The sequence below is a fragment of the Mesorhizobium sp. BAC0120 genome, from assembly GCF_033542235.1.
In the GTDB taxonomy this organism is placed as follows: Bacteria; Pseudomonadota; Alphaproteobacteria; order Rhizobiales; family Rhizobiaceae; genus JAWRCU01.
Window position 1 is genome coordinate 535,621 of sequence record NZ_JAWRCU010000003.1, and the last position, 19,196, is coordinate 554,816.

At 63.4% G+C, this 19,196-nt stretch carries 18 protein-coding genes and 1 tRNA gene; 9 read left to right on the forward strand and 10 right to left on the reverse strand.

What is annotated here, in order from left to right; genetic code table 11:
- Positions 1-56: 56 nt before the first annotated feature.
- From SAZ10_RS09450 to SAZ10_RS09465, 4 genes are all read right to left on the reverse strand, one after another.
- A complete protein-coding gene (locus SAZ10_RS09450; RefSeq protein ID WP_318608949.1) occupies positions 57-257 on the reverse strand; it encodes a Trm112 family protein in 201 nt (66 codons plus the stop codon).
- Positions 258-275: 18 nt separating this feature from the next.
- Positions 276-947, reverse strand: coding sequence for an LON peptidase substrate-binding domain-containing protein (locus tag SAZ10_RS09455; RefSeq protein ID WP_318608950.1), 672 nt, complete (start codon positions 945-947; stop codon positions 276-278).
- A 79-nt stretch (positions 948-1,026) separates the two neighbouring features.
- A complete protein-coding gene (gene trxA / locus SAZ10_RS09460; protein ID WP_318608951.1) occupies positions 1,027-2,028 on the reverse strand; it encodes a thioredoxin in 1,002 nt (333 codons plus the stop codon).
- Positions 2,029-2,070: 42 nt separating this feature from the next.
- Positions 2,071-2,595, reverse strand: coding sequence for a prolyl-tRNA synthetase associated domain-containing protein (locus SAZ10_RS09465; protein ID WP_318608952.1), 525 nt, complete (start codon positions 2,593-2,595; stop codon positions 2,071-2,073).
- A 238-nt stretch (positions 2,596-2,833) separates the two neighbouring features.
- Here SAZ10_RS09465 and SAZ10_RS09470 point away from each other — a divergent pair.
- A tRNA-Gly gene (locus tag SAZ10_RS09470) sits at positions 2,834-2,908 on the forward strand.
- A 309-nt stretch (positions 2,909-3,217) separates the two neighbouring features.
- On the opposite strand, the gene SAZ10_RS09475 is transcribed toward SAZ10_RS09470, so the two are convergent.
- Positions 3,218-4,099 carry a LysR family transcriptional regulator gene (locus tag SAZ10_RS09475; RefSeq protein ID WP_318608953.1) on the reverse strand — a complete coding sequence of 294 codons (882 nt, stop codon included), beginning with the start codon at positions 4,097-4,099 and terminating at the stop codon, positions 3,218-3,220.
- A gap of 95 nt (positions 4,100-4,194) precedes the next feature.
- On the opposite strand from SAZ10_RS09475, the gene SAZ10_RS09480 reads away from it, so the two are divergent.
- Positions 4,195-5,205, forward strand: a complete 1,011-nt coding sequence (locus tag SAZ10_RS09480; protein ID WP_318608954.1) for a YeiH family protein — start codon at positions 4,195-4,197, stop codon at positions 5,203-5,205.
- A gap of 206 nt (positions 5,206-5,411) precedes the next feature.
- Positions 5,412-6,032: a DsbA family protein gene (locus SAZ10_RS09485; protein WP_318608955.1), complete on the forward strand. Its 621-nt coding sequence runs from the start codon at positions 5,412-5,414 to the stop codon at positions 6,030-6,032.
- A 129-nt stretch (positions 6,033-6,161) separates the two neighbouring features.
- Here SAZ10_RS09485 and SAZ10_RS09490 read toward each other — a convergent pair whose 3' ends face one another.
- The 3 genes from SAZ10_RS09490 to SAZ10_RS09500 all read right to left on the reverse strand — a co-directional run bounded on the left by SAZ10_RS09490 (position 6,162) and on the right by SAZ10_RS09500 (position 9,297).
- Positions 6,162-7,091, reverse strand: coding sequence for a GTP-binding protein (locus SAZ10_RS09490; protein ID WP_318608956.1), 930 nt, complete (start codon positions 7,089-7,091; stop codon positions 6,162-6,164).
- Positions 7,088-8,581 carry an amidohydrolase family protein gene (locus tag SAZ10_RS09495; protein ID WP_318608957.1) on the reverse strand — a complete coding sequence of 498 codons (1,494 nt, stop codon included), beginning with the start codon at positions 8,579-8,581 and terminating at the stop codon, positions 7,088-7,090. Before SAZ10_RS09495 ends, SAZ10_RS09490 begins: the two co-directional genes overlap by 4 nt.
- A 62-nt stretch (positions 8,582-8,643) precedes the next feature.
- Positions 8,644-9,297 (reverse strand): C39 family peptidase, encoded by a 654-nt coding sequence (locus tag SAZ10_RS09500; RefSeq protein ID WP_318608958.1) that lies wholly within the window; start codon positions 9,295-9,297, stop codon positions 8,644-8,646.
- Positions 9,298-9,739: 442 nt separating this feature from the next.
- On the opposite strand from SAZ10_RS09500, the gene SAZ10_RS09505 reads away from it, so the two are divergent.
- From SAZ10_RS09505 to SAZ10_RS09530, 6 genes are read left to right on the forward strand one after another with little or no spacing between them, the layout of a single operon-like run.
- Positions 9,740-10,729 carry a glycosyltransferase family A protein gene (locus SAZ10_RS09505; protein WP_318608959.1) on the forward strand — a complete coding sequence of 330 codons (990 nt, stop codon included), beginning with the start codon at positions 9,740-9,742 and terminating at the stop codon, positions 10,727-10,729.
- A complete protein-coding gene (locus tag SAZ10_RS09510) occupies positions 10,730-12,523 on the forward strand; it encodes an ABC transporter ATP-binding protein (protein WP_318608960.1) in 1,794 nt (597 codons plus the stop codon).
- 10 nt (positions 12,524-12,533) lie between these two features.
- Positions 12,534-13,754: a glycosyltransferase family 2 protein gene (locus SAZ10_RS09515; RefSeq protein ID WP_318608961.1), complete on the forward strand. Its 1,221-nt coding sequence runs from the start codon at positions 12,534-12,536 to the stop codon at positions 13,752-13,754.
- Positions 13,751-15,052, forward strand: a complete 1,302-nt coding sequence (locus SAZ10_RS09520) for a glycosyltransferase family 2 protein (RefSeq protein ID WP_318608962.1) — start codon at positions 13,751-13,753, stop codon at positions 15,050-15,052. Before SAZ10_RS09515 ends, SAZ10_RS09520 begins: the two co-directional genes overlap by 4 nt.
- The gene (locus tag SAZ10_RS09525; protein ID WP_318608963.1) at positions 15,049-15,789 is read left to right on the forward strand and encodes a methyltransferase domain-containing protein; all 741 of its coding nucleotides are present in this window, start codon (positions 15,049-15,051) and stop codon (positions 15,787-15,789) included. Before SAZ10_RS09520 ends, SAZ10_RS09525 begins: the two co-directional genes overlap by 4 nt.
- On the forward strand, positions 15,786-17,009 hold the full coding sequence (locus tag SAZ10_RS09530) for a glycosyltransferase family 4 protein (RefSeq protein ID WP_318608964.1): 1,224 nt from the start codon (positions 15,786-15,788) through the stop codon (positions 17,007-17,009). The genes SAZ10_RS09525 and SAZ10_RS09530 overlap by 4 nt, the downstream gene beginning before the upstream one ends.
- 75 nt (positions 17,010-17,084) lie before the next feature.
- On the opposite strand, the gene galE is transcribed toward SAZ10_RS09530, so the two are convergent.
- Both galE and SAZ10_RS09540 read right to left on the reverse strand, forming a co-directional pair.
- Positions 17,085-18,059, reverse strand: coding sequence for a UDP-glucose 4-epimerase GalE (galE, locus tag SAZ10_RS09535; protein ID WP_318608966.1), 975 nt, complete (start codon positions 18,057-18,059; stop codon positions 17,085-17,087).
- Positions 18,056-19,033 (reverse strand): UDP-glucuronic acid decarboxylase family protein, encoded by a 978-nt coding sequence (locus tag SAZ10_RS09540; RefSeq protein WP_318608967.1) that lies wholly within the window; start codon positions 19,031-19,033, stop codon positions 18,056-18,058. Before SAZ10_RS09540 ends, galE begins: the two co-directional genes overlap by 4 nt.
- Positions 19,034-19,196 lie beyond the last annotated feature (163 nt).

Genomic DNA, 19,196 nt, shown 5'->3' on the forward strand with positions numbered 1-19,196 from the left:
CGCAGAAAGCCGCCATTTGCAGGCCGGCCTCACCTGAATATCAACGCGCCCTGACCCTATTCCTCTGCCGAAAGCGAGCGCGCCTCGGACGGCAGCATGATAGGAATGCCGTCTCGCACGGGATAGGCGAGCCGCGCCGCCCGGGAAATCAGCTCCGACGTCGCCGCGTTCCATTTCAGCGATCCCTTGGTGAGCGGGCAGGCAAGAAGCTCGAGCAGCTTTGGGTCGATCGTCGCCTTGTCCATCGTCTCAGCCATCCTCTGCTCCTCGAACCGTCACTGCACGCTGGAAACGAAATCGTCGCCATCCCCCGCCAGCGCCATTTCAGTTATCGCAATCAATGTCTCGGCGCGCGACTTCAGATCGGGTGCCTCGAGCAGGGCCTGTTTCTCGGCGGGGCCGTAGGGCGCCATCATCGAAAGCGCATTGACCAGTGTCGCATTGTCGGCGCGCGAAACACTTTCCCAATCGGCTTCGAGATCATTGGCTTCAAGGTATTGCCGGAATGCTCTCAGAAGCGCTGTGCGGTCGACATCGCCGCCTCCCTGATCTTCGTTGAGGTCGGCCGCGAAGGGCATGATCCGGCACTGCCGGAAGGGTGTACGCACCGTAAGCTCGTCCGCGATACGAAACCGGCATACGCCGGTGAGCGAGATCAGATAGCGCCCGTCGGATGTTTCGGCGAAGGAAGTGAGCCTACCGACGCAGCCGACTTCTGAAAGGGCAGGCTCACCGTCCTCGCGCAAGCTGCCGTCGAGTGCCGGCTGCACCATGCCGATCAGGCGGTCTCCGCCGATCGCCTCGTCGACCATCTGCAGATAACGCGGCTCGAATATGTTGAGCGGCAGGCGCCCGCCGGGCAGGAGCAGCGCCCCCGCCAGCGGAAACACCGGAACGATCAGCGGGACGTCCGCTGCCACGCGGTATTTCACATTTCCTGCCTGCAAGTGTGCCTCCAGGCTCGGAACTCGAGGGGCGCCCAGTTTGCGGTAAATCCGGCCGCGCTACAAGGCCGCCATCACCTCGTCATGAAAACAGGATCGACGACAGCTTGCGCCGGCTTGCAAGCGTCGCCTCGTCGGTCATGCCCCAGGCATCGAAAAACTTGAGCAGCTGCTGTCGCGCGGCGTCATCCCGCCAGTTCCGATCGGCCTTGATGATCGCCAGCAGATGGTCCGCCGCCTCGGTGCGATTTCCCTGGGCATTGCGGATGGCGGCAAGGTCGAACCGCGCCTGATGGTCCTTCGGGTCGCGCGCCAGGCGCGCCTCGAGCTCGGCTGGATTGCCGAGCGCGGCCGCCTCTTCCGCAAGCTTCATCTTGGCGCGCACGGCAGCGACGGCCGGCGCGTCCTGCTTGTCCTCGGGCACCCGGTCGAGCACAGCGCCAGCCGTCTCCTCATCGCCCGTTTCGAACAGCAGGTCGGCAAGCCCTGCTGCCGCGTCCGCATTGTCGGGTGCCTGCTCCAGGAGCGCCGAGTAGATGTCCGCCGCCGTCTGGACGTCGCCCGCGGCGCGCGCCTCGGTTGCCGCAGCAAGCGCATCCGCGATTTCGGCACCGGCGCCCTTGCCGATCACGCGCTTCAGAAACTCCGTGATCTGGCTCTCGGGGATCGCGCCCATGAAGCCGTCGACCGGCTGCCCGTCCTTGAAGGCGATGACTGCCGGGATCGATTGTATGCCGAGCTGGCCCGCGATCGAAGGATGCTCGTCGATGTTCATCTTGACGAGCTTGACCTTGCCGCCGGCCGCACGGACCGCCTTTTCGAGCGCCGGTGTCAACTGCTTGCAAGGCCCGCACCAGGGCGCCCAGAAATCGACCAGCACCGGCTGCTGCCGCGATTCGCGGATCACGTCAGCGGCGAAGGCGGCAGTCGTCGTATCCTTGATCACGTCGCCGGGAGCCGATGCCAGCACCGTATCGCCGGCTGGTCCGTTCGGGGAGGCTGCGGCCGGCCGCGCATATTCGCCGCCGAATTGCACCGTATAGCCGCCTCCGGCTGTGCCATATGGGTTCTGTCCGTTGCTCATTTCGGCCTCTGATCAGTTGGCTGCGATGCGGGGCTCGGCACTTTAATCTTTCGGCCCACCATGTGGCGTTCCGCCCGCAAGATTCAAGACGATCGGATCATGGCCCGTCGCCACGACGAATGCCAAGAGGTCGGCCGACGAAATCGTCGTTGTCGCGGTGTTGACGAGCGGATGCGCGTTGATGAGCGGCTCTGCCGCAAGCGATTGGTCGATGACGATCTTCACCCGGCCCGCCGCATCGTTGATCGCGCCGAACACGGTCACGGCTCCAGGCTGAACACCTAGCAATTCCATAAGCGCCTCAGGCTTGCCGAAGGAAACCCGGCTCGCCGCGCCGATCAACTGGTGCACGGATTTCAGGTCGACGCTCGCCTCCTCCTCGAGAGTCAGCAGGAAGTAATTGTCCTTCTTGTCCTTGAGAAACAAGTTCTTGGTGTGGGCCCCAGGGATCTCGCCGCGCAGAGCCTGCGAATCGGCAACGGTGAAGAGCGGCTCGTGCGTCCTCGTGGTCGTGCGGATGCCCAGCCCGTCCAGAAAGGCGAAGAGTTCTTCAGGCGATTTCGGCAATATCGTCATTCCCTTGCATGTCTGGCGTCAGCCGAGACACGCATCTAGCCTGTCGCTCATCCGGCGGCAATGTCGGGCCGCAAGACCGCACTCCTGCCGCGCGCATCCGGCTTCAAAGTCCACACTCCGCTCATGCTGCCGCCGAAAAAGCTGCGACCGCTCGCTGCAGGGAATTCCCTGTTGCAATCACCTCTGAGTTCGGCCATATAGGCGCGGCTTGCGGCCCGAGGCCGCGCGAGCGGGTGTAGCTCAGGGGTAGAGCACAACCTTGCCAAGGTTGGGGTCGAGGGTTCGAATCCCTTCGCCCGCTCCAGTTTCAAAGTGTCCGACCCGGAGACATGGGTAACAGAACGTACCTAAGACATGGGTGACAACCTCGTGCCGAACGGGTTGTCGATGGGTCCGAATGAGCATCGCCTTCGTGTGGCCTCTCCCTTTTCGGTTGGTCAACACCAAAAGGCTGCTCTCGTTCCACAGTGAAGGGCCAACGCCCGGTTGCCTTCAGGCCCGTCAGGGTTCGTTCACGTCCCCGATGACGAAGCAACAACTCGCGCCCTCTCTAAAAACCGTGATGAACCGCCGCGCCGTGGTGTCGCTGTCCCTGGCGGCATTTGCGATGCCGTCAGTCCCGCTCCCTGCAGAGCCGTTCGAATTCCAGTGCTGCGGCCGATAGACGCCGTTCCTTGTGACGAAGGATTGTGAACTGGCGCGGCGCGAGGGCGATATCGAGCATGGCGAGTTCGCCCGAGGCGACAAACGGCGATATCGCCAGCCGGGACAAGGCGGCAGCGCAGGAACTGCCACGGACGGCGCTCAAAACAGCTTCATTGGTTGGAAGTGTCAACGCCACTGGCAATGTCCTGCAATCGACGCCGATTGCGGCCAGGGCGGCCTCGAATTCGGCTCTGGTTCCGGAGCCGGGTTCCCGCATGACCCAATTCAATTCATGAAGGCGCGCCGGCGTGGTCCGCGATGCGATGTGCCCTGCACGGGCAGACATGACTACGGCGAGTTCGTCGGTATGTACTGGCAGCGAAGCCAATGCCGGTTCATCAATTGTGCCCTCGATGAAACCGAGTTCCGCCCGGCCTGAGATCACCGCCTGCACGACGCTTGCCGTATTGCCATCTCGGAATCCCACGGAGATACCGGGATGGAGTTCGCAAAAGCGCAGCAGCCTCGTTGGTAGCCAATAGTTGGCGATCGTCTGGCTTGCCTCGATGTCGAGACGACCCGTGCGCAACCCTCCAAGCTCGCTGAGCAACCCCTCGGCTTCCCTTACAGAAGCGAGCGTTCGGCGTGCCTCGGTCAGGAACAGCCGGCCTGCGCGCGTTAGTTCAATACGCCGGCCCACACGATCGAACAGGCGGACGCCGTATTGATTTTCCAGCGCCTTGATGGCGGCACTGGCTGCCGAAGGCGTAAGGCCGACCGCTGCTGCGCCGTTGGTCAAGTGTTCTCGCTCGGCTACCGCAATGAAGATCGAGAGCTGCTCGAGTGTCATTCATTCGTCCTAATCGAACATAACGTGGCATATTATTCGATAGAATGAAATGATTGCAAATCCTATCCTCCCAGTATCGAAGACGGGAGAACGGGATGCCAAACCGGGGTCGATCAAGAGAGATTTTTCCTGGGTTGGTGCTGTCGGCAGCCATCGGAATGATGGCGGCGGGCTTCGAATGGGCCGAGATCCGGCTGCTTGGTCACGCCTATCTGGACGGTCTCGTTGTCGCCATCCTGGTCGGCACTCTGCTTCATACGATCTTTGGGCTCAACGAACGGTTCGCGGCAGGCGTCAAGTTTTCGGCCAAGATCATACTCGAGGTCGCCATCGTACTGCTCGGCGGGACCATCAGCGCAACCACCATCGCCTCATCCGGTCTGCCTCTCATCGCCACCATTGTGGCGGTTGTAATCGTCACTCTCGTGCTCAGCTATGCGATCGGCCGTCTTCTCGGCCTGGATGACAGGCTCGCGACACTGGTCTCATGCGGGAACTCGATTTGCGGGAATTCTGCCATCATGGCGGCAGCGCCGGCCATCGAAGCGCGGTCGGAGGATGTTGCCGCCTCGATCGGCTTCACGGCAGTGCTGGGTATCGTCGTGGTCGTGTTGCTGCCTTTCTGCTTCACCCTGCTCGGCCTCACCGAGTGGCAATACGGTGTGGTTGCCGGGCTCAGCGTCTATGCGGTGCCGCAGGTCCTGGCGGCGACCGTCACGGTCGGCCCCCTCAGCGCGCAGATTGGCACGATCGTGAAGCTGGTCAGGGTGCTGATGCTCGGCCCGGTGGTTCTTGCCGTCGGCCTTCGCCACGGACGGCAAGGCGATGCGCGCCTGCCGATCTCGCTTCTGGTGCCTTGGTTTATCGTCGGGTTCATCCTCTTGATGGCGGCCCGGTCATTCCTGATCTTGCCTGACGTCGCCGTCGAGCCGCTTCACATCGCGTCGTCCGAGCTGACGCTGGTCGCGATGGCGGCGCTCGGGCTGTCGGTCAATCTTCGTTCGGTCCTCGCGTCTGGCGGAAGAGTCCTCGCAGCAGGAACCTCGTCGATAGCTGTTCTCGTGACTCTTGCCATTCTGGCCGCGGTTTTTCTCCCGATCTCGTAGCGCGGGGGCGGTCAATGGCCCTTATTCGCGTGCCGGGGGAAATGGCCGATGTCTGGATCAGCGTGGAGGCGATGCCTCGAATTTTGTGTGGGTGGATAAAGCTTTCGATTTCGCCGTAACGGCTGCGCTCGACAGGTGGCTCTGTCGCCGATCGCCATCGCTGTCCACGAAGCAGTCAAAAACACCATCTCAAAGGAGAAAGACTCATGATGGCACGAGTGCCTGGCCCCCGGAACATAGCAACCGCCCTTCTCTTTTCCCTCGCGGCGGTTTCCGTCGTTTCGGCGCAGGATCTCCTTTCCCCGGCTGGCCGTTCCGACCGACCACAAGGTGCCGAAGACGCTCCTGTCACGCTCATCGAATATTCATCACCGACTTGCGGTCATTGCGTCGTCTATCACAATGACGTCGCTCCGAGGGTTCACACCGAGTATGTGAAAACCGGCAAGGTAAGGCTCATCTATAGGCCGTTTGTCCGCAACGCGATCGACGCGGCTATTTTTATGCTCGCCGAAAGCCGGACGGGCGATGAATACAATGTCGTTCTGGACGCCTACTACAGGCGATACAACGATATTGCCGGCGCTTCGAACGTCCGCGCTCTGCTGGAGGAGATCGCTGAGACTGTGGGCATCAACGGTGTAGAATTTGAGCGAGTCCTGAGCGACCGGAATGGGTTGGAACCGATTCAGCAACTGACGGGGCAAGCTGTGAACGAATTTGGCGTAAGAGGTACTCCGACCTTTTTCATCAATTCCAAGATGCATGTCGGCGGCCTGACCTTCGAGACGGTATCCGCCGCGATCGACACTGAATTAATGCAGTGATGAGGTGTACTGGCTGCCGCCGGCGTGTACCGATGCGACAGCTCAGGTCACGTTTTCCACGGCATCAACACCTCCCGCCAAAAAGCGCAAACTACGGTCCGCTCTTCCAGGCTTATCCAAATTTCAAGTCTAGAACGTTCCCCGCTTCACCATCCCCGGCAACGCATGGGCGAGCAACCGGGCGGCGGCTCCGGTATCGAAACCCGATCGCTCGCCGATCAACACCAGCCTGCAGCCTGATGCCTCCTTCCCGTGCGGGACGAAGGTCGCCCGACGGCCTGTCATTTGGAAGAGCAGCGTCCGCCCGGGCATTTCACGGAAGGTCATGATCCCCTTTGCGCGCAGAAGACTGGGGGCGATCTGCTCTATGGCCTCTTGAAATTCGGGGAGTATGGCAGGCTCCGCGCTCTCCACTTCCAATGAGATGAACCGATCATCCTTGGTCTCTGGGCGCAACGCCGAGCGCGGCCGATCGCCCGCGCCGGTGCCGAGCAGCAGGTCCACGCGCAGCGGCGCATCGTCCGACAGCAGCACGGGTACCCGACCAATTGCAGCCAGCCGCGCCATGAGCGGTGCGGTGTCCGTTGTGCCGGTCTTTGCCAGGAGGAGCAGATGCGCGGAGCCGACCTGCGCGCGCCAGATCGGGTCTTCCATCCGCGCGGGCGTCGCGGCGCAATCCTCGGCATCGACCACGGTCAGAACCGTGTCGAGCATCACCGAACCCCAGAGTGCCTGGTCCATGAGCGCAGCGACGATACCTTGCGGGTCGGCAATGCCGCTCGCCTCGATCACAACAAGATCGGGCGGGTCGGCGCGGCTGGTGATGAGCTTCAGCGTGCGCAGAAGGTCGCCCTGCAGGGAACAGCAGATGCATCCATTCGAGAGGCCGAGCACCGTCTCGCTGCGTTCGGCGATGAGCTCGGCGTCGATGTTGATCGCGCCGAAGTCGTTGACGACGGCGGCGATGCGCCGCCCCTCTGCAGACATCAGCAACCGGTTGATGAGCGTCGTCTTGCCGGCACCGAGGAACCCGGAGACTACGAGAACCGGCAGGCTCATTGATCGCCCCGACGGATGGGGCGCCCGGGCGCGGCGTCACGGCAGAGTGTGCCGCCCGAAATCACCGGTACCCCGTTGACGAGGACATGGACCATGCCCTCGGCCGGACGGTTCATCTCGGCAAAACTTGCCCGCTCGCCCACCCGGGCGGGATCGAACACTACGATGTCGGCATCCATGCCTTGCCCGATCCGCCCCTTGAGGCGGAAGGCAGGGGCGCAGCCTTCCATGATCCGGGCGGGGATCAGCGTGCATTTGGCGATGGCTTCCAGCATCGGAACCGCATGCCTTTCGCGCACCCACTGGCGCAGGAAGCGGGTGAAGGTGCCCGAGGATCGCGGATGGGAAGTCTTGTCCGCTCCCAGCGGCCATTCGTCGCCGTCGTAGAGTGTCCCGTCCTGCTGGCTCCAAGGCATCGCGTCCGAGGCGATGGCCCCGCCGGGGAACATGACCGATATGTCGAGGAGGTCGCGATGGCTCCGGTTCGCCTCCGCATCGAGGAAATGCCACAGCACCATCGCCGAGGGATTGCGCGCGGCCTCGTCCGACAGGTCGGCGACGCCTGTGAGGCGGCGATGGCTCGCCACCATCTCGATATCGCCGAAATCCGTGCCCGTGCGTTCGGCAAATGCGGGATCCCGGAAGAAGCCGGCGCTGACCACGGTCGATCCGGTGCCGTAGGGATAGGCTTCGGTCGTGACCTTCAGCCCCTGCGCCTGCGCCCGCGTAATCAGCGCCGCAGCGCGCTCGACGTCCTGAAGGCTGGTCGAATTGAGGTGGCATATGTGCATGTGCGCCCCGGTCGCGCCGGCCAGCCCGATCAGCATCACATAGGCTTCGACCGAACTTTTCGGGTCGATGTTCGACATCTGCGCGATGTGGGTATAGGTCGGCGTCCTGGTTTCGGCGGCCAGATCGCAGACCAGGCTCATCTCCTTGGCCCCGGCGCCGGGTGCGTAGGCATAGGGAATCCCGATACCGAGCCCACCTTCGTCGATCCCCTGCCGGAGCCTTGCGACGATTCCTTCAACCTGCGCGGCGCTTGCCGTGTCGCGTGACCAGCGCAGATCGTCCGCGCCGCGGCCCATGGTGGTCAGCGCGGGTTCCCGCCCGTCGAGCTCAATGCCGATCATCTCCGCCTTGCGGGCAAAGATCCAGGCCGCCGCTGCGCCGTAGTTGAGCAGGCGCTTGCGCTCCGCCTGCGCCTCATACCATCCGGCCACAGGCAGTGCGCCCACCTCGAGCTCGAGCGCAGTCGTCACCCCGTCGAATGCCTGCATCCGGTCGGCGGGCAGCGACTGGCCATGCGCATGCAAGTCGATGAAACCGGGGGCGACGATCAGCCCGGCCGCGTCGATCTCCTCCCTCGCCCGGCCGACCGTATCGGCGATGGCCGTGATGCGGCCGCGGTCCACCGCGACGTCGCGGATTGCGTCGAGCCCCGTTTCCGGATCAATCACCCGCCCGCCGCGGATCGCAAGATCGTGCATCGTCCGTCCTCAGGAATAGTGTGCGCGCTTCTTCATTGCCGCCGAAGGCGACAAGGCGGCACTTATCGACGATCGGAGCGAGTTGGGGAAGCCGGTTCTGCCGGCCAGCTTAAGGCGATACCGCGATTGGCAAAGAAAAGGTCAAACGTATCGAGCGGGAGTGTCACGTTTGCTTGGCTGCACTGGTCGTGGCCCGAGGGATTATGGAATCGGATAGTATCCGGCGAAGCCGCGGTAACAAGGACCAGGTGGCCGCCTTTGGATGGGGGCTCACGGTGAGGCCATCGAATGCCGCTGTTGACGGAGGCAATGAAGAACTGCCTCTCCGTCAGAATGCCGGGAATTTCCGTTGTGGCTACGCTCGTGCGCGTTTCGGCAAGCAGGCCAAAGCGCTCCCTCACAAAGGTGACAAAGGGGTCGTAGATCAATCCCTTGATCGAAGCATCGGCTTGATTGACGACATAACCCCCATAGTCGGTACAGACCCGGGCGAGCGACAGGATCGGATGACACTCGCCGCGCGCGGCCAGGATCATCTTCAGGCACGCCATGCCACACACATTGACCGCCCAGCGCGCGTATTCCTCGATCGTTTCAGCGCCTGAGTTGCGCCACAAGGGATCGCGCAGGAGGGCCAGCGGCCCTTCGGCCAGCACTTGTGACGTCATGTCCGCAGTTTCCCATTGGCTGAAGTAGGGCACATCGGAAGGCTGCATCGGTATCGATAGTCTCCTGAAAACGGCCGCGGGATCTGTATTGAAGGCTCGATTCGGCACGCGAACGCAGGCTCGACCACCTTTACGGCATTCACAAGATTACCCAAGCCGGTGCTGGACCGTATCAAACACAGAATCCCGAAGTCCGCAGCCGGGAGCCTAATCTTGCGCGGCGATTGTTTCGCCCTGTTAGAAAAGCTGACCGAGCGGCGGGGCTTTGATGTAGTCATCCTGCTGCACTGCACTATAACCTACCGCTAAAGTGCGTCTTTCGAGCGTCGGTCCATTCGCTGGCACTGGGCAGTCAGCGTATCGGATCGGGGCCTCAATCAGGAGTTCGATCTAGGTAGGGGGGCTTTTGAGCAGGAATTCGTTCGCTCAGGAGTTCGTTAATGCCGGATATTTTCTACCGCCGACCCAACGGATCGAGGCGGGCTCCCCGATGAGCAGCGACAGCATTCCTGTCGGTGTCATCATCCCCATGTACAATGCCGAGTCTACGATCGGCGCAACGCTCGAAAGTGTCTGCCGACAGACGTATTCCGCGCTCGACATAGTCGTCGTCGACGATGGATCGACGGACGCGTCCGCAGCGATCGTGGCTGCTTACGCTAGGAGCGATTCGCGCATCCGCCTCGTGCAGCAGGAGAACAGCGGCGTTGCCGCGGCGCGCAATCTTGGCGCTGCGTCGACCGCTGCGGAATTCCTGGCCTTCATCGACGCCGATGACCTCTGGGCACCCCCAAAGATCGCCCTGCAATTGCATGCCCTCGAGACAGGCGGAGCCTCGGTGGGACTGGCCTATTGTTGGTTTGCACAGATCGATGCCGAAGGCGGCGTCTATTCCCTGAACAGTCGCCCGCTGGACGAAGGATGGGTGCTGCACCGCCTCTGCCGGAACAATTTCGTCGGCAATGGCAGCTCCATGATGCTCCGCCGAGCGGCCTTCGAGGCCGCCGGTGGGTTCGATCCTTCGCTCAGGGCGAGGAACGCGCAAGGCGGCGAAGACATGCTGATGTGCATGCGCGTTGCCGAGCAGTTCGAGTTCCGCGTGGTGCCTCAGTATCTCGTCGGCTATCGCATCACCAGCACCAGCATGTCGAGCGACGTCAGACAGATGCTGCGGTCCTGCGAGATTGTTTTCGATGAGTTCCGGGAGAAATGTCCTGAACTCCGCGACGAACTCGACGCTCATCTGACCGACATGCTGGAGTGGCTCGCCGTCAGGGCATTGATGGGCGGGCGCCTGCTCTCGGCCGCCGAGCTCCTGAAACGACTGGCTGGGCTGGAGCCGCGCATGGCGATCTCCCGGTTGCCGGGCATGCTGGACATCTATTTTCGCGCCAGGCTGGTGCCGCGATGGGCCAAGGCATGTTGGCGGCGCATCAGCCGGGCCGAGCCGCGGCCGCCCTATGCGGAGATGGCCTGGTAAATGCAGCCTCTGTTCGACCGGATGCGACGACTCTTCCGCCTGGCCGAGGCCCCCTCCTGGGCCGGCCCAACCATCATTTCGCTCGGTCTCGCAGCGGCGGTGCTGGAAGGCGCCGGTCTGTTCCTCTTCATCCCGCTTGTCCAGAGCCTCGGCGCGACGGCGCAACGGGGAAGCTGGCAGCCGCTGTTCGACCGCCTCCTGTCGCCGGTTCCTCCTGGATATCTGACGGCGGTTCTCGTCGCCATGCTCTGCATCAGTATTCTGCTGAAAATCGCAGTCAACCTGGTCAACACCTGGGTGACCAGCTACGTGGACGGCCTGGTGGCCCACCAGCTCAGATGCCGCGTGTTCGAGCAGACGATAAGCTCCTGCATCGACTATCGCGTGGAGAACAAGCGCGCCGACATCGTCACCACCATCGCCAACAATACCTGGAAGCTCAGCCAGGGACTGAGCCTTTCATACCGGCTGATCATCTGCGCCTGCACCTTCGCGGTCTTCGTTCTCCTGATGCTCGCGATCTCCGTCAGCCTCACCATGCTGTCGATGGCGTTCCTGTTGCTGGCGGCCTCCGCTATTCGTTTCGCGACACGCCGCGCCGACGAGACCGGCAAGGCGGTCGTCGAGGAGAACAAGCAGTTTGGGCTGCGCATGTGGGAGAGCATCAACTCCCTGCAGCTGATCCGTGCCTTCGCCCGCGAGGACTATGAAAGCAAACGCCTGCGCCAGGTCTCCGATCGGGTGCGCCAGCGCTTGCTGCGGCTTGACATGCTGTGGGCGGCCCCTGGGCCGGTGTCCGAAATGTCGATCGCCGTCATGATCGGCATCCTGATCCTCGTCGCGGAAAAGACAGGCACCGGGATTGCAGCGCTGGCGGCATTCCTGTCGCTCCTTTATCGTCTGCAGGGGCCGGTCCGGGAACTGCTGCAGTCGAAGATCGCCCTCGACGGCATCGGCGCGGCAATCGATGATGTCGACGATTTCCTGCACGCCACGGATACGCCCTTTCTCGCGAGCGGCAATATGCCAGCGCCGCCGGTCAGGCAGGGCGTCGAGTTCCGCGACGTGTCGTTCCGCTACGCGCCGAGCGAGCCGCTGGCGCTGGACCGCATCTCCTTCCGGATTGAAGCTGGCAAGACAACCGCCATTGTCGGGGAGTCGGGCGCCGGCAAATCGACCGTGCTTTCCCTGCTGTTCCGCTTCCGGGACCCCAGCTCGGGCGAGATCTTCGCCGACGGCACCGCGCTTCCCGAATTCGACCTCAACAGCTGGCGCGAGCGCCTGTCCGTCATGTCGCAGGAAGTCTATCTGTTCAACGACACGATCGCCGCCAATATCGGCTATGCCGATTTCGACGCGGACCTCGGGCGCATCCGGGAAGCCGCGCGAATTGCCAGGGCCGACGACTTCATAAGCAGGCTGCCGGACGGCTACGAAACCCGCATCGGCGACCAGGGAATGCGCCTGTCAGGCGGGCAGCGGCAGCGTATCGCGCTCGCCCGCGCGATCCTTCGCAATCCCGACATTCTTTTGCTCGACGAAGCGACCAACGCCCTCGACATCGAGAACGAACAGGCGTTCCAGCTCGCGCTCGAGCAGTTTTCCAGGAACCGCACGGTCGTAGTCATCGCGCATCGCCTTTCGACCGTGCGGGCGGCCGATCAGATCATCGTCATGTCGAAGGGACGAGTCGTCGAAATCGGCGCGCCGGACCAGCTGCTGAAGCGGCCCGGCCATTTTGCAAGACTCTATGATCTCCAGGGCGGGCATCCGCCTGTAGCCCTAGCCCGATAGAGCGAGCGAGATGGCCTATAAACTCGTCGAAGTGGAGCTGTCGGAACCGCTCAACGCAATCGCGCTCGCTCCGGATCAGAGCGGCGTGGGGCTCATCGCGCGCTGGCGCGATCGGCTGATCGGCTTCGAGATGATCGCCGCTCCCGACGGCTCGACGCTTTCGGCCGATCAGCTCCGTACGCTGGCGGATGAACGTTTCGCCGCCCGCGTGCTGGTCGCAAAGATCGAGGATGAGCTGGGGTCGAGCACGTCGGCGCACACCTCATTGCCCCCGCTCAGCATCGCGATCTGCACCAAGGACCGGGCTGAACGGCTCGCGCGTCTGCTCAAATCGCTGGATGCCGTCCACAAGAATTCGGCGTTTCCCTCGGTCGAGATCGTTGTCGTCGACAATGCCTCGACCAGCTCCGCCACGCGCGAGGCGGTCGCGAGCTTCGATGGTTTTCGCTACGTGTTCGAGCCCAAGGCCGGGCTCGATTTTGCCCGCAACGCAGCCCTTCATGCCGCAACGGGCGCGCTGATTGCCTATCTCGACGACGACGTCGTCGTTGACCGCAACTGGCTCCAGGGTCTCGCCAAAGCCTGTCGTGACAATCCGGGGGCGGGCGGGTTCACCGGGCTTGTGCTGCCGTTCCGGCTCGACACCGAGGCGCAGATCTATTTCGAGCAGCGCGGCGGCTTCGGGCGAGGCTTCTGCTGCAACGAGTTCCGCAACACGCGCTTCGACAACCCCCTGCATCCGGTCGGCGCCGGCGTCTTGGGCGCAGGCTGCAACATGGCCTTCGAGCGGGAGCTTTTGATCCGCCTCGGCGGCTTCGATGAGGCGCTCGACACCGGAGCGCCGCTCCCTGGCGGCGGCGACCTCGACATCTTCTACCGGGTTCTCAGGTCCGGTCGCGCCATGGTCTACGAGCCGCAATTTGCCGTTTACCATGAGCATCGCGAGACGATTGCGCAGCTCAGGCGCCAATACTGGTCCTGGGGCCTCGGCATGATGGCCTTTCTCGTCAAAAGCAGCCGCAGCGACCATGAGCTGCGCTCCCGGCACGTCGCCATGGTGCGCTGGTGGTTCATGGACCAGGCCAAGGCGCTGGTGCGGGGAGCACGCCGACTGCGTGGCCGCGACATCCGTTTCGGTATCGCCGAATTGTGGGGCGGTGTTTGTGGCCTCGCCGGCGAATACGACCGCTCCCGCTCCCGCGTGCAAGCGATTCGGGAGCTGAACCAATGACGGGGTTTCCGGTGAGGCATATCGACCTCAGCGCAGTGCGGACCGATAAGCACCCCGGCAACGCGCCTGCCTTCTCGATCTTCTGGTGGAAGGACCTGCCGCTCGGCATGCGGGCCTCACTGCCCGACGAATTACCTTTCGGCGAGGCGCAGCTGCGTCAGTTCGTGGCCGAATATGCCGCCCTACAGCTCGCCGCGCGCAGTCCGGCCTTCGGCGCGCCGCTGCGGGCGACTTTCGAGGGCAATCCTAAGCCGGCGCTCACCATGGCGCAGGTGCTTGAAGCAGGCGATCATCTGATTGAGGAAATGGATCTGCTCGCCTCCGCGACCGCCGTTGCTGCCGAGCGCGTCTCCATCGTGATCTGCACACGCGACCGGGGCGAGGCACTGGCCGAATGCCTGAAAAGCGTTACCGCGCAACGGAGTGCTCCTGGCGAAATCATCGTGGTCGACAACTCCGAGAGCGGCAATGCGGAGCCCATATGCCGGCGGTTTCCCGAGGTCCGCCACCTGCGCGAGCCGCGGCCGGGGCTGAGCGTCGCCCGTAATGCCGGAATTCATGCGAGCCGCGGGGAGATCGTCGCCTTCACTGACGACGACGTCGAGCTCCATCCCGGCTGGACCGGCGAGATCGCGCGCGCCTTCGCGGATGAGAGCATCGACGCGATGACGGGGCTCGTGCTGCCTGCGCGCCTCGACACGCCCGCGCAGTGCATTTTCCAGTTGGGCATCGGCGGCTTCGGGTCGACATTCGTCCCGCTGAGGTTCGACCACCGCTTCTTCGACGAGACGCGGCCGAACGGGGCGCATGTCTGGAAGATCGGCGCGGGCGCGAACATGGCCTTCCGACGCAGGCTCTTCGAGCGGATCGGTCTCTTCGACGAACGCCTCGGGGCTGGAGCCGCCGGCTGCTCCGAGGATTCCGAGCTGTGGTACAGGCTTCTCGCCAAGGGCGGAGCTTGCCTCTACGAGCCTCGCGCAGTGGTCTTTCACCACCACCGCAAGGACCTGCACCAACTCAGGCGGCAGATGCGCTCCTACATGAAGGGCCATGTCGCAGCGCTCGTCGCGCAATATGACGAGTTCGGCGATCGCGGCAATGTTGCCCGCATATTCGGGCAGCTGCCGGTCCATTTCCTCAAGAGGTTCCTGAAGGGGTTTCTTGAGGGCCCACGCGGCCGGCAGGAAACGCTGGCCGCCGAATTCGCCGGGTGGGCCGCCGGGCTACAGTTCCTTGTCCGCTCCGGCTGGCGCAGGCAGCGCGCGCCGCGCCTGATTTCCGACGGAGGTATGCAGTGAGTCGCAAGGCACCGCTGGGCTCGTTTCTCGCCAGCAACCCCTTCCCCAATGGCTGGACCGACGGGCTGTTCTATCGCGAGAAGATGCGCGCAATCCATCGCGTCGCGCCTGCCAAGCTCGAAGGGCGCGGACGCGTGCTGGAGGTCGGGGGTGGCCGCAGCGGCATGGCGAGCCTGCTCTACCCGGAAGCTGATATCGTCACGCTCGATATCGACTTCGACCTGTCGAAGAACCAACCGAGCTGGGAACGATCCTTCTTCGTCTGCGGCGATGCGCGTTCATTGCCCTTTGCGGATGACAGTTTCGACGTCGTGACGATGTTCGACGTGCTCGAGCATATCGAAGAGGACGATCGTGCCGCACAGGAGGCGCTGCGCGTGGTCCGGCCTGGTGGTTGCGTCCTCGTCTCCACGCCCGAGGCCGGCTGGCACTACCCCTATTTCAAATCGATGCGGCCTTATTGCCCCCACGAAAGCGAGCTGATGCAGGAATGGGGTCACGTACGGCGAGGCTATCGAGACCCTGAGCTCGCCGCACTGTTCGGCCGGCAGGCTGAGCGGCGCGCGACGTTCATCAACCCCGTCACCGCGTTCTTCCATGACGTGGCGTTCTCGCGGCTGGGGCGGCGTCGCCGCAAGCTGCTCTACGCGCTGGCCGCACCGCTGACGGCGTTCGGCTACCTCTTGCACAGGCCCTCTACGCGCGGCACCGAAACGGCCTTTGCCTGGCGCAAATGAGCGAGGGCCGCGCTTCCAAGGTGGTCGCGCTCTTTCCCTGGGGAGACGTCGTAGAAGAATTCCTCGACCCGATCGGGTTGCGGCTAGGGGATTTCGTGGAACACATGACCGGCGGCTGGCTGTTCGGCTATACCGCCGCGCTGCAGCTTCTCGGGCACACGCCCATGATCGTCTGCGCATCCGAGCGCGTAGATCGGATCGAGCGCCGGCGGCATGCGGCTACCGGCGCTGCCGTATGGATCGTGCCCGGCAGGCGGGCTCGAAAAGAAGGTTCGGATGCGGCCTATAGCGTCCGCCGGTGGCGAGAGACGCCGCTTGCCGCCTTTCGGGACGTGCTGAAGAGTGCGGCATGCGACGTGATCCTTGCGCAGGAATACGAGTACACTCGATTCGATGCGCTGGCTTTCCTCGCGCGACGCATGGGAATTCCCCTCTACGCGACCTTTCAGGGCGGCGACCGCACGCTGTCCTGGATCGAGGCCATTGCCCGCCAGGCGTCCCTGCGAGCCTGCCGCGGCCTGATCGTCGCCTCCGCCGGGGAACGCACGCGCCTGTCCCGCGCCTATCCGCGCATCGATTTGAACATTGCCGATATCCCCAATCCGATCGATGCCGAGGAATGGCGGGCGACGGACCGTCAGCAGGCACGGGCAGAGCTTGGCCTCCCCGCCGACCGGTTTCTCATTATCAATCATGGCCGCATCGATATCCGCCGCAAGGGCCTCGACGTGCTCATCGAGGCATGGGCCCCCTTTGCCGAAGACAGGGCGGCCGAGCTTGTGATCATCGGCTCGGGCCAGGACCGCGAAGCCTTTGCCGGCCTCCTTCGGAAAGGCGGGGCCCCGAACGTGCGGTGGCTTTCCGATTACACGACGGACCGCAGTTTGCTACGGCGCTGGCTCTCGGCGGCCGATGCCTATGTCACCGCATCACGCATCGAGGGCATGCCCGTCGCGCCCCTGGAAGCGATGGCCTGCGGCCTGCCTGTGGTCGCGAGCGAGGCCCAGGGGTTGCCGGACATCCTGGCAAATGGCGAAGCGTCGGGCGGCTTGCTGGTGCGCCGTGAGGCGCCTGACGAAATCGCCGATCGCCTGAGGCGGCTCCGCGGCGATGCCGAACTGCGCCATAGGCTGGGGCTCGCCGCACGGCGCCGCGTCGAGGAGAAGTTCTCGCTCAGCGCCGTCGGGGCGGCGCTCGATGCGTTTCTTGGAGCAACTTGAAGGCATGTGGCGCGGCGCTGGTGCCCCCCTCCCCCTTGTGGGCAGGGATCGTCAGCGCCGCGCTTTCGAATAGCGCTACAGCCGATCCCGGTGCCAGGCGAGCGCCGTCTCGACGATACGATCGATGCCGGACTGCTGCGGAACCCATCGCAGCTCTCGCTCTGCCTTCGTGCGGGCAGCCACCAGCACTGGCGGATCACCCGGCCTGGGAGGGCCGTAGGCGATCCGCAGCTTCGACCCGGAAATCCGGCCGACGGCTTCGACCAGTTCGGCGACGGTCGTCCCAATTCCGGTACCGAGGTTGTAGACATGGACGCCGTGCTCGCCGCAGAGCTTCTCCGCGGCCAGCACATGGGCACGCGCGAGATCGCTGACATGGACGTAGTCGCGGACGGCGGTTCCGTCCCGGGTGTCGAAATCGGAACCGTTGAAAACGAACGTCCTGTCCTGCCTGAGCGCTGCCTCGATCGCCAGCGGGATGACATGCGTTTCCGGCTCGTGACGCTCGCCAATCTCGCCCTCGGGATCGCAGCCGGCAGCATTGAAATACCGGAGAATGACGGCGCCGAAACCGTGGGCGCGCGCGAAATCCTCGATCATGCGCTCGATCATGAATTTCGACCATCCGTAGGGATTGATCGGTTTCTGCGGATGCTCCTCGTCGATCGGCGTGCGCTCGGGGATGCCGTAGGTTGCGCAGGTGCTGGAGAAGATCAGCCGGCCGACGCCGGCCTTCAACATCTCCTCGAGCAGGATGAACGTGCCGAGGCTGTTGTTGCGGTAATAGATTTCCGGCCTCTCGACCGATTCCCCGACATAGGCGTAGGCGGCGAAATGAGCGACGACATCCGGACGGTAACGGTCGAGCGCAGCGCCAAGCGTAGCGGCGTCCGCTATGTCGCCTTCGACCAGCGGCCCCCATTTGACGGCGTCGCGCCAGCCGCGCGATAGATTGTCGTAGACGACGACCGACCAGCCGGCCTGTGCAAAGGCCTTGCAGCAATGCGATCCTACATAACCGGCGCCGCCGGTGACCAGCACTGTTTTCATTCGGCGGCGAGATGCCCGCTGCTCTGGCCCGAGGCCAGCAGCCTGTCGAAATAGGCGATCGTACTGCCGAGGCCCTCGCGCAGCGGCGTTTGTGGAGTCCAGTCAAGCGCCGTCTTGGCCAAGCTGATGTCAGGGCGCCGATGCTGGGGATCATCGACCGGCAGTGCCAGGAATTTGATCTCGGAACGACTGCCTGTCAGCTCGAGCACCAGCCTGGCGAGCTCCAGCATCGTGAACTCTGCCGGGTTGCCGAGATTGATCGGGCCGGTAACGTCGTCGGACGTCCCCATGAGCCGGATGAGGCCGGTTATGAGGTCGTCGACGTAGCAGAACGACCGTGTCTGTTCCCCGCTGCCGTAGACGGTGATGGGCTGGTTCTGCAACGCCTGGACGATGAAATTGGACACGACGCGTCCGTCGTCGGGTCGCATTCGTGGACCGTAGGTATTGAAGATCCGCGCGACCTTGATCCGCAGCGAATGCTGTCGCCAGTAATCGAAGAACAGCGTCTCGGCGCAGCGCTTGCCTTCGTCATAGCAGGAGCGAGGTCCGATCGGATTGACGCTGCCCCAATAGGTTTCCGGCTGCGGGTGAACGTTGGGATTGCCGTACACCTCGGATGTGGAGGCCTGCAGGATCTTGGCTTTGACGCGCTTGGCCAGGCCCAGCATGTTGATTGCGCCATGCACGCTGGTCTTTGTCGTCTGCACGGGATCGTACTGATAATGGATCGGGCTCGCCGGGCAGGCGAGGTTATAGATCTCGTCGACTTCCACGTAAAACGGGAAGGTCACGTCATGACGGATGACCTCGAAACCGGCATTCGAAAGGAGATGCGCGACATTCCACCGGCTGCCGGTGAAGAAATTGTCGACGCAGATCACCTCATGCCCTTGAGCCAGGAGGCGTTCGCATAGGAACGATCCGAGAAAGCCAGCTCCACCCGTTACCAGGATGCGCTTTGAATGCTGCAAGGCTATGTCTCCCAGCCGGACACGCCCTTCCCACCGCAGACATTTATAGGTTGACGCCGCGCTTCCGCCAGCGCGTGTAGTTCACTTAAAGTTACCCGTTTGAAATCGTGCAGACCTGCTTGCGAATGCAGGACGGCTTCGCGCGGATTGCGATCGCTTTGAC

Coding starts and splice junctions, on each gene's coding strand:
- galE (WP_318608966.1), bottom strand. CDS start 18,059: ATGAAAACAGTGCTGGTCACCGGCGGCGCCGGTTATGTAGGATCGCAT.
- SAZ10_RS09485 (WP_318608955.1), top strand. CDS start 5,412: ATGATGGCACGAGTGCCTGGCCCCCGGAACATAGCAACCGCCCTTCTC.
- SAZ10_RS09475 (WP_318608953.1), bottom strand. CDS start 4,099: ATGACACTCGAGCAGCTCTCGATCTTCATTGCGGTAGCCGAGCGAGAA.
- SAZ10_RS09495 (WP_318608957.1), bottom strand. CDS start 8,581: ATGCACGATCTTGCGATCCGCGGCGGGCGGGTGATTGATCCGGAAACG.
- SAZ10_RS09510 (WP_318608960.1), top strand. CDS start 10,730: ATGCAGCCTCTGTTCGACCGGATGCGACGACTCTTCCGCCTGGCCGAG.
- SAZ10_RS09520 (WP_318608962.1), top strand. CDS start 13,751: ATGACGGGGTTTCCGGTGAGGCATATCGACCTCAGCGCAGTGCGGACC.
- SAZ10_RS09515 (WP_318608961.1), top strand. CDS start 12,534: ATGGCCTATAAACTCGTCGAAGTGGAGCTGTCGGAACCGCTCAACGCA.
- SAZ10_RS09480 (WP_318608954.1), top strand. CDS start 4,195: ATGCCAAACCGGGGTCGATCAAGAGAGATTTTTCCTGGGTTGGTGCTG.
- SAZ10_RS09505 (WP_318608959.1), top strand. CDS start 9,740: ATGAGCAGCGACAGCATTCCTGTCGGTGTCATCATCCCCATGTACAAT.
- trxA (WP_318608951.1), bottom strand. CDS start 2,028: ATGAGCAACGGACAGAACCCATATGGCACAGCCGGAGGCGGCTATACG.
- SAZ10_RS09450 (WP_318608949.1), bottom strand. CDS start 257: ATGGCTGAGACGATGGACAAGGCGACGATCGACCCAAAGCTGCTCGAG.
- SAZ10_RS09530 (WP_318608964.1), top strand. CDS start 15,786: ATGAGCGAGGGCCGCGCTTCCAAGGTGGTCGCGCTCTTTCCCTGGGGA.
- SAZ10_RS09490 (WP_318608956.1), bottom strand. CDS start 7,091: ATGAGCCTGCCGGTTCTCGTAGTCTCCGGGTTCCTCGGTGCCGGCAAG.
- SAZ10_RS09500 (WP_318608958.1), bottom strand. CDS start 9,297: ATGCAGCCTTCCGATGTGCCCTACTTCAGCCAATGGGAAACTGCGGAC.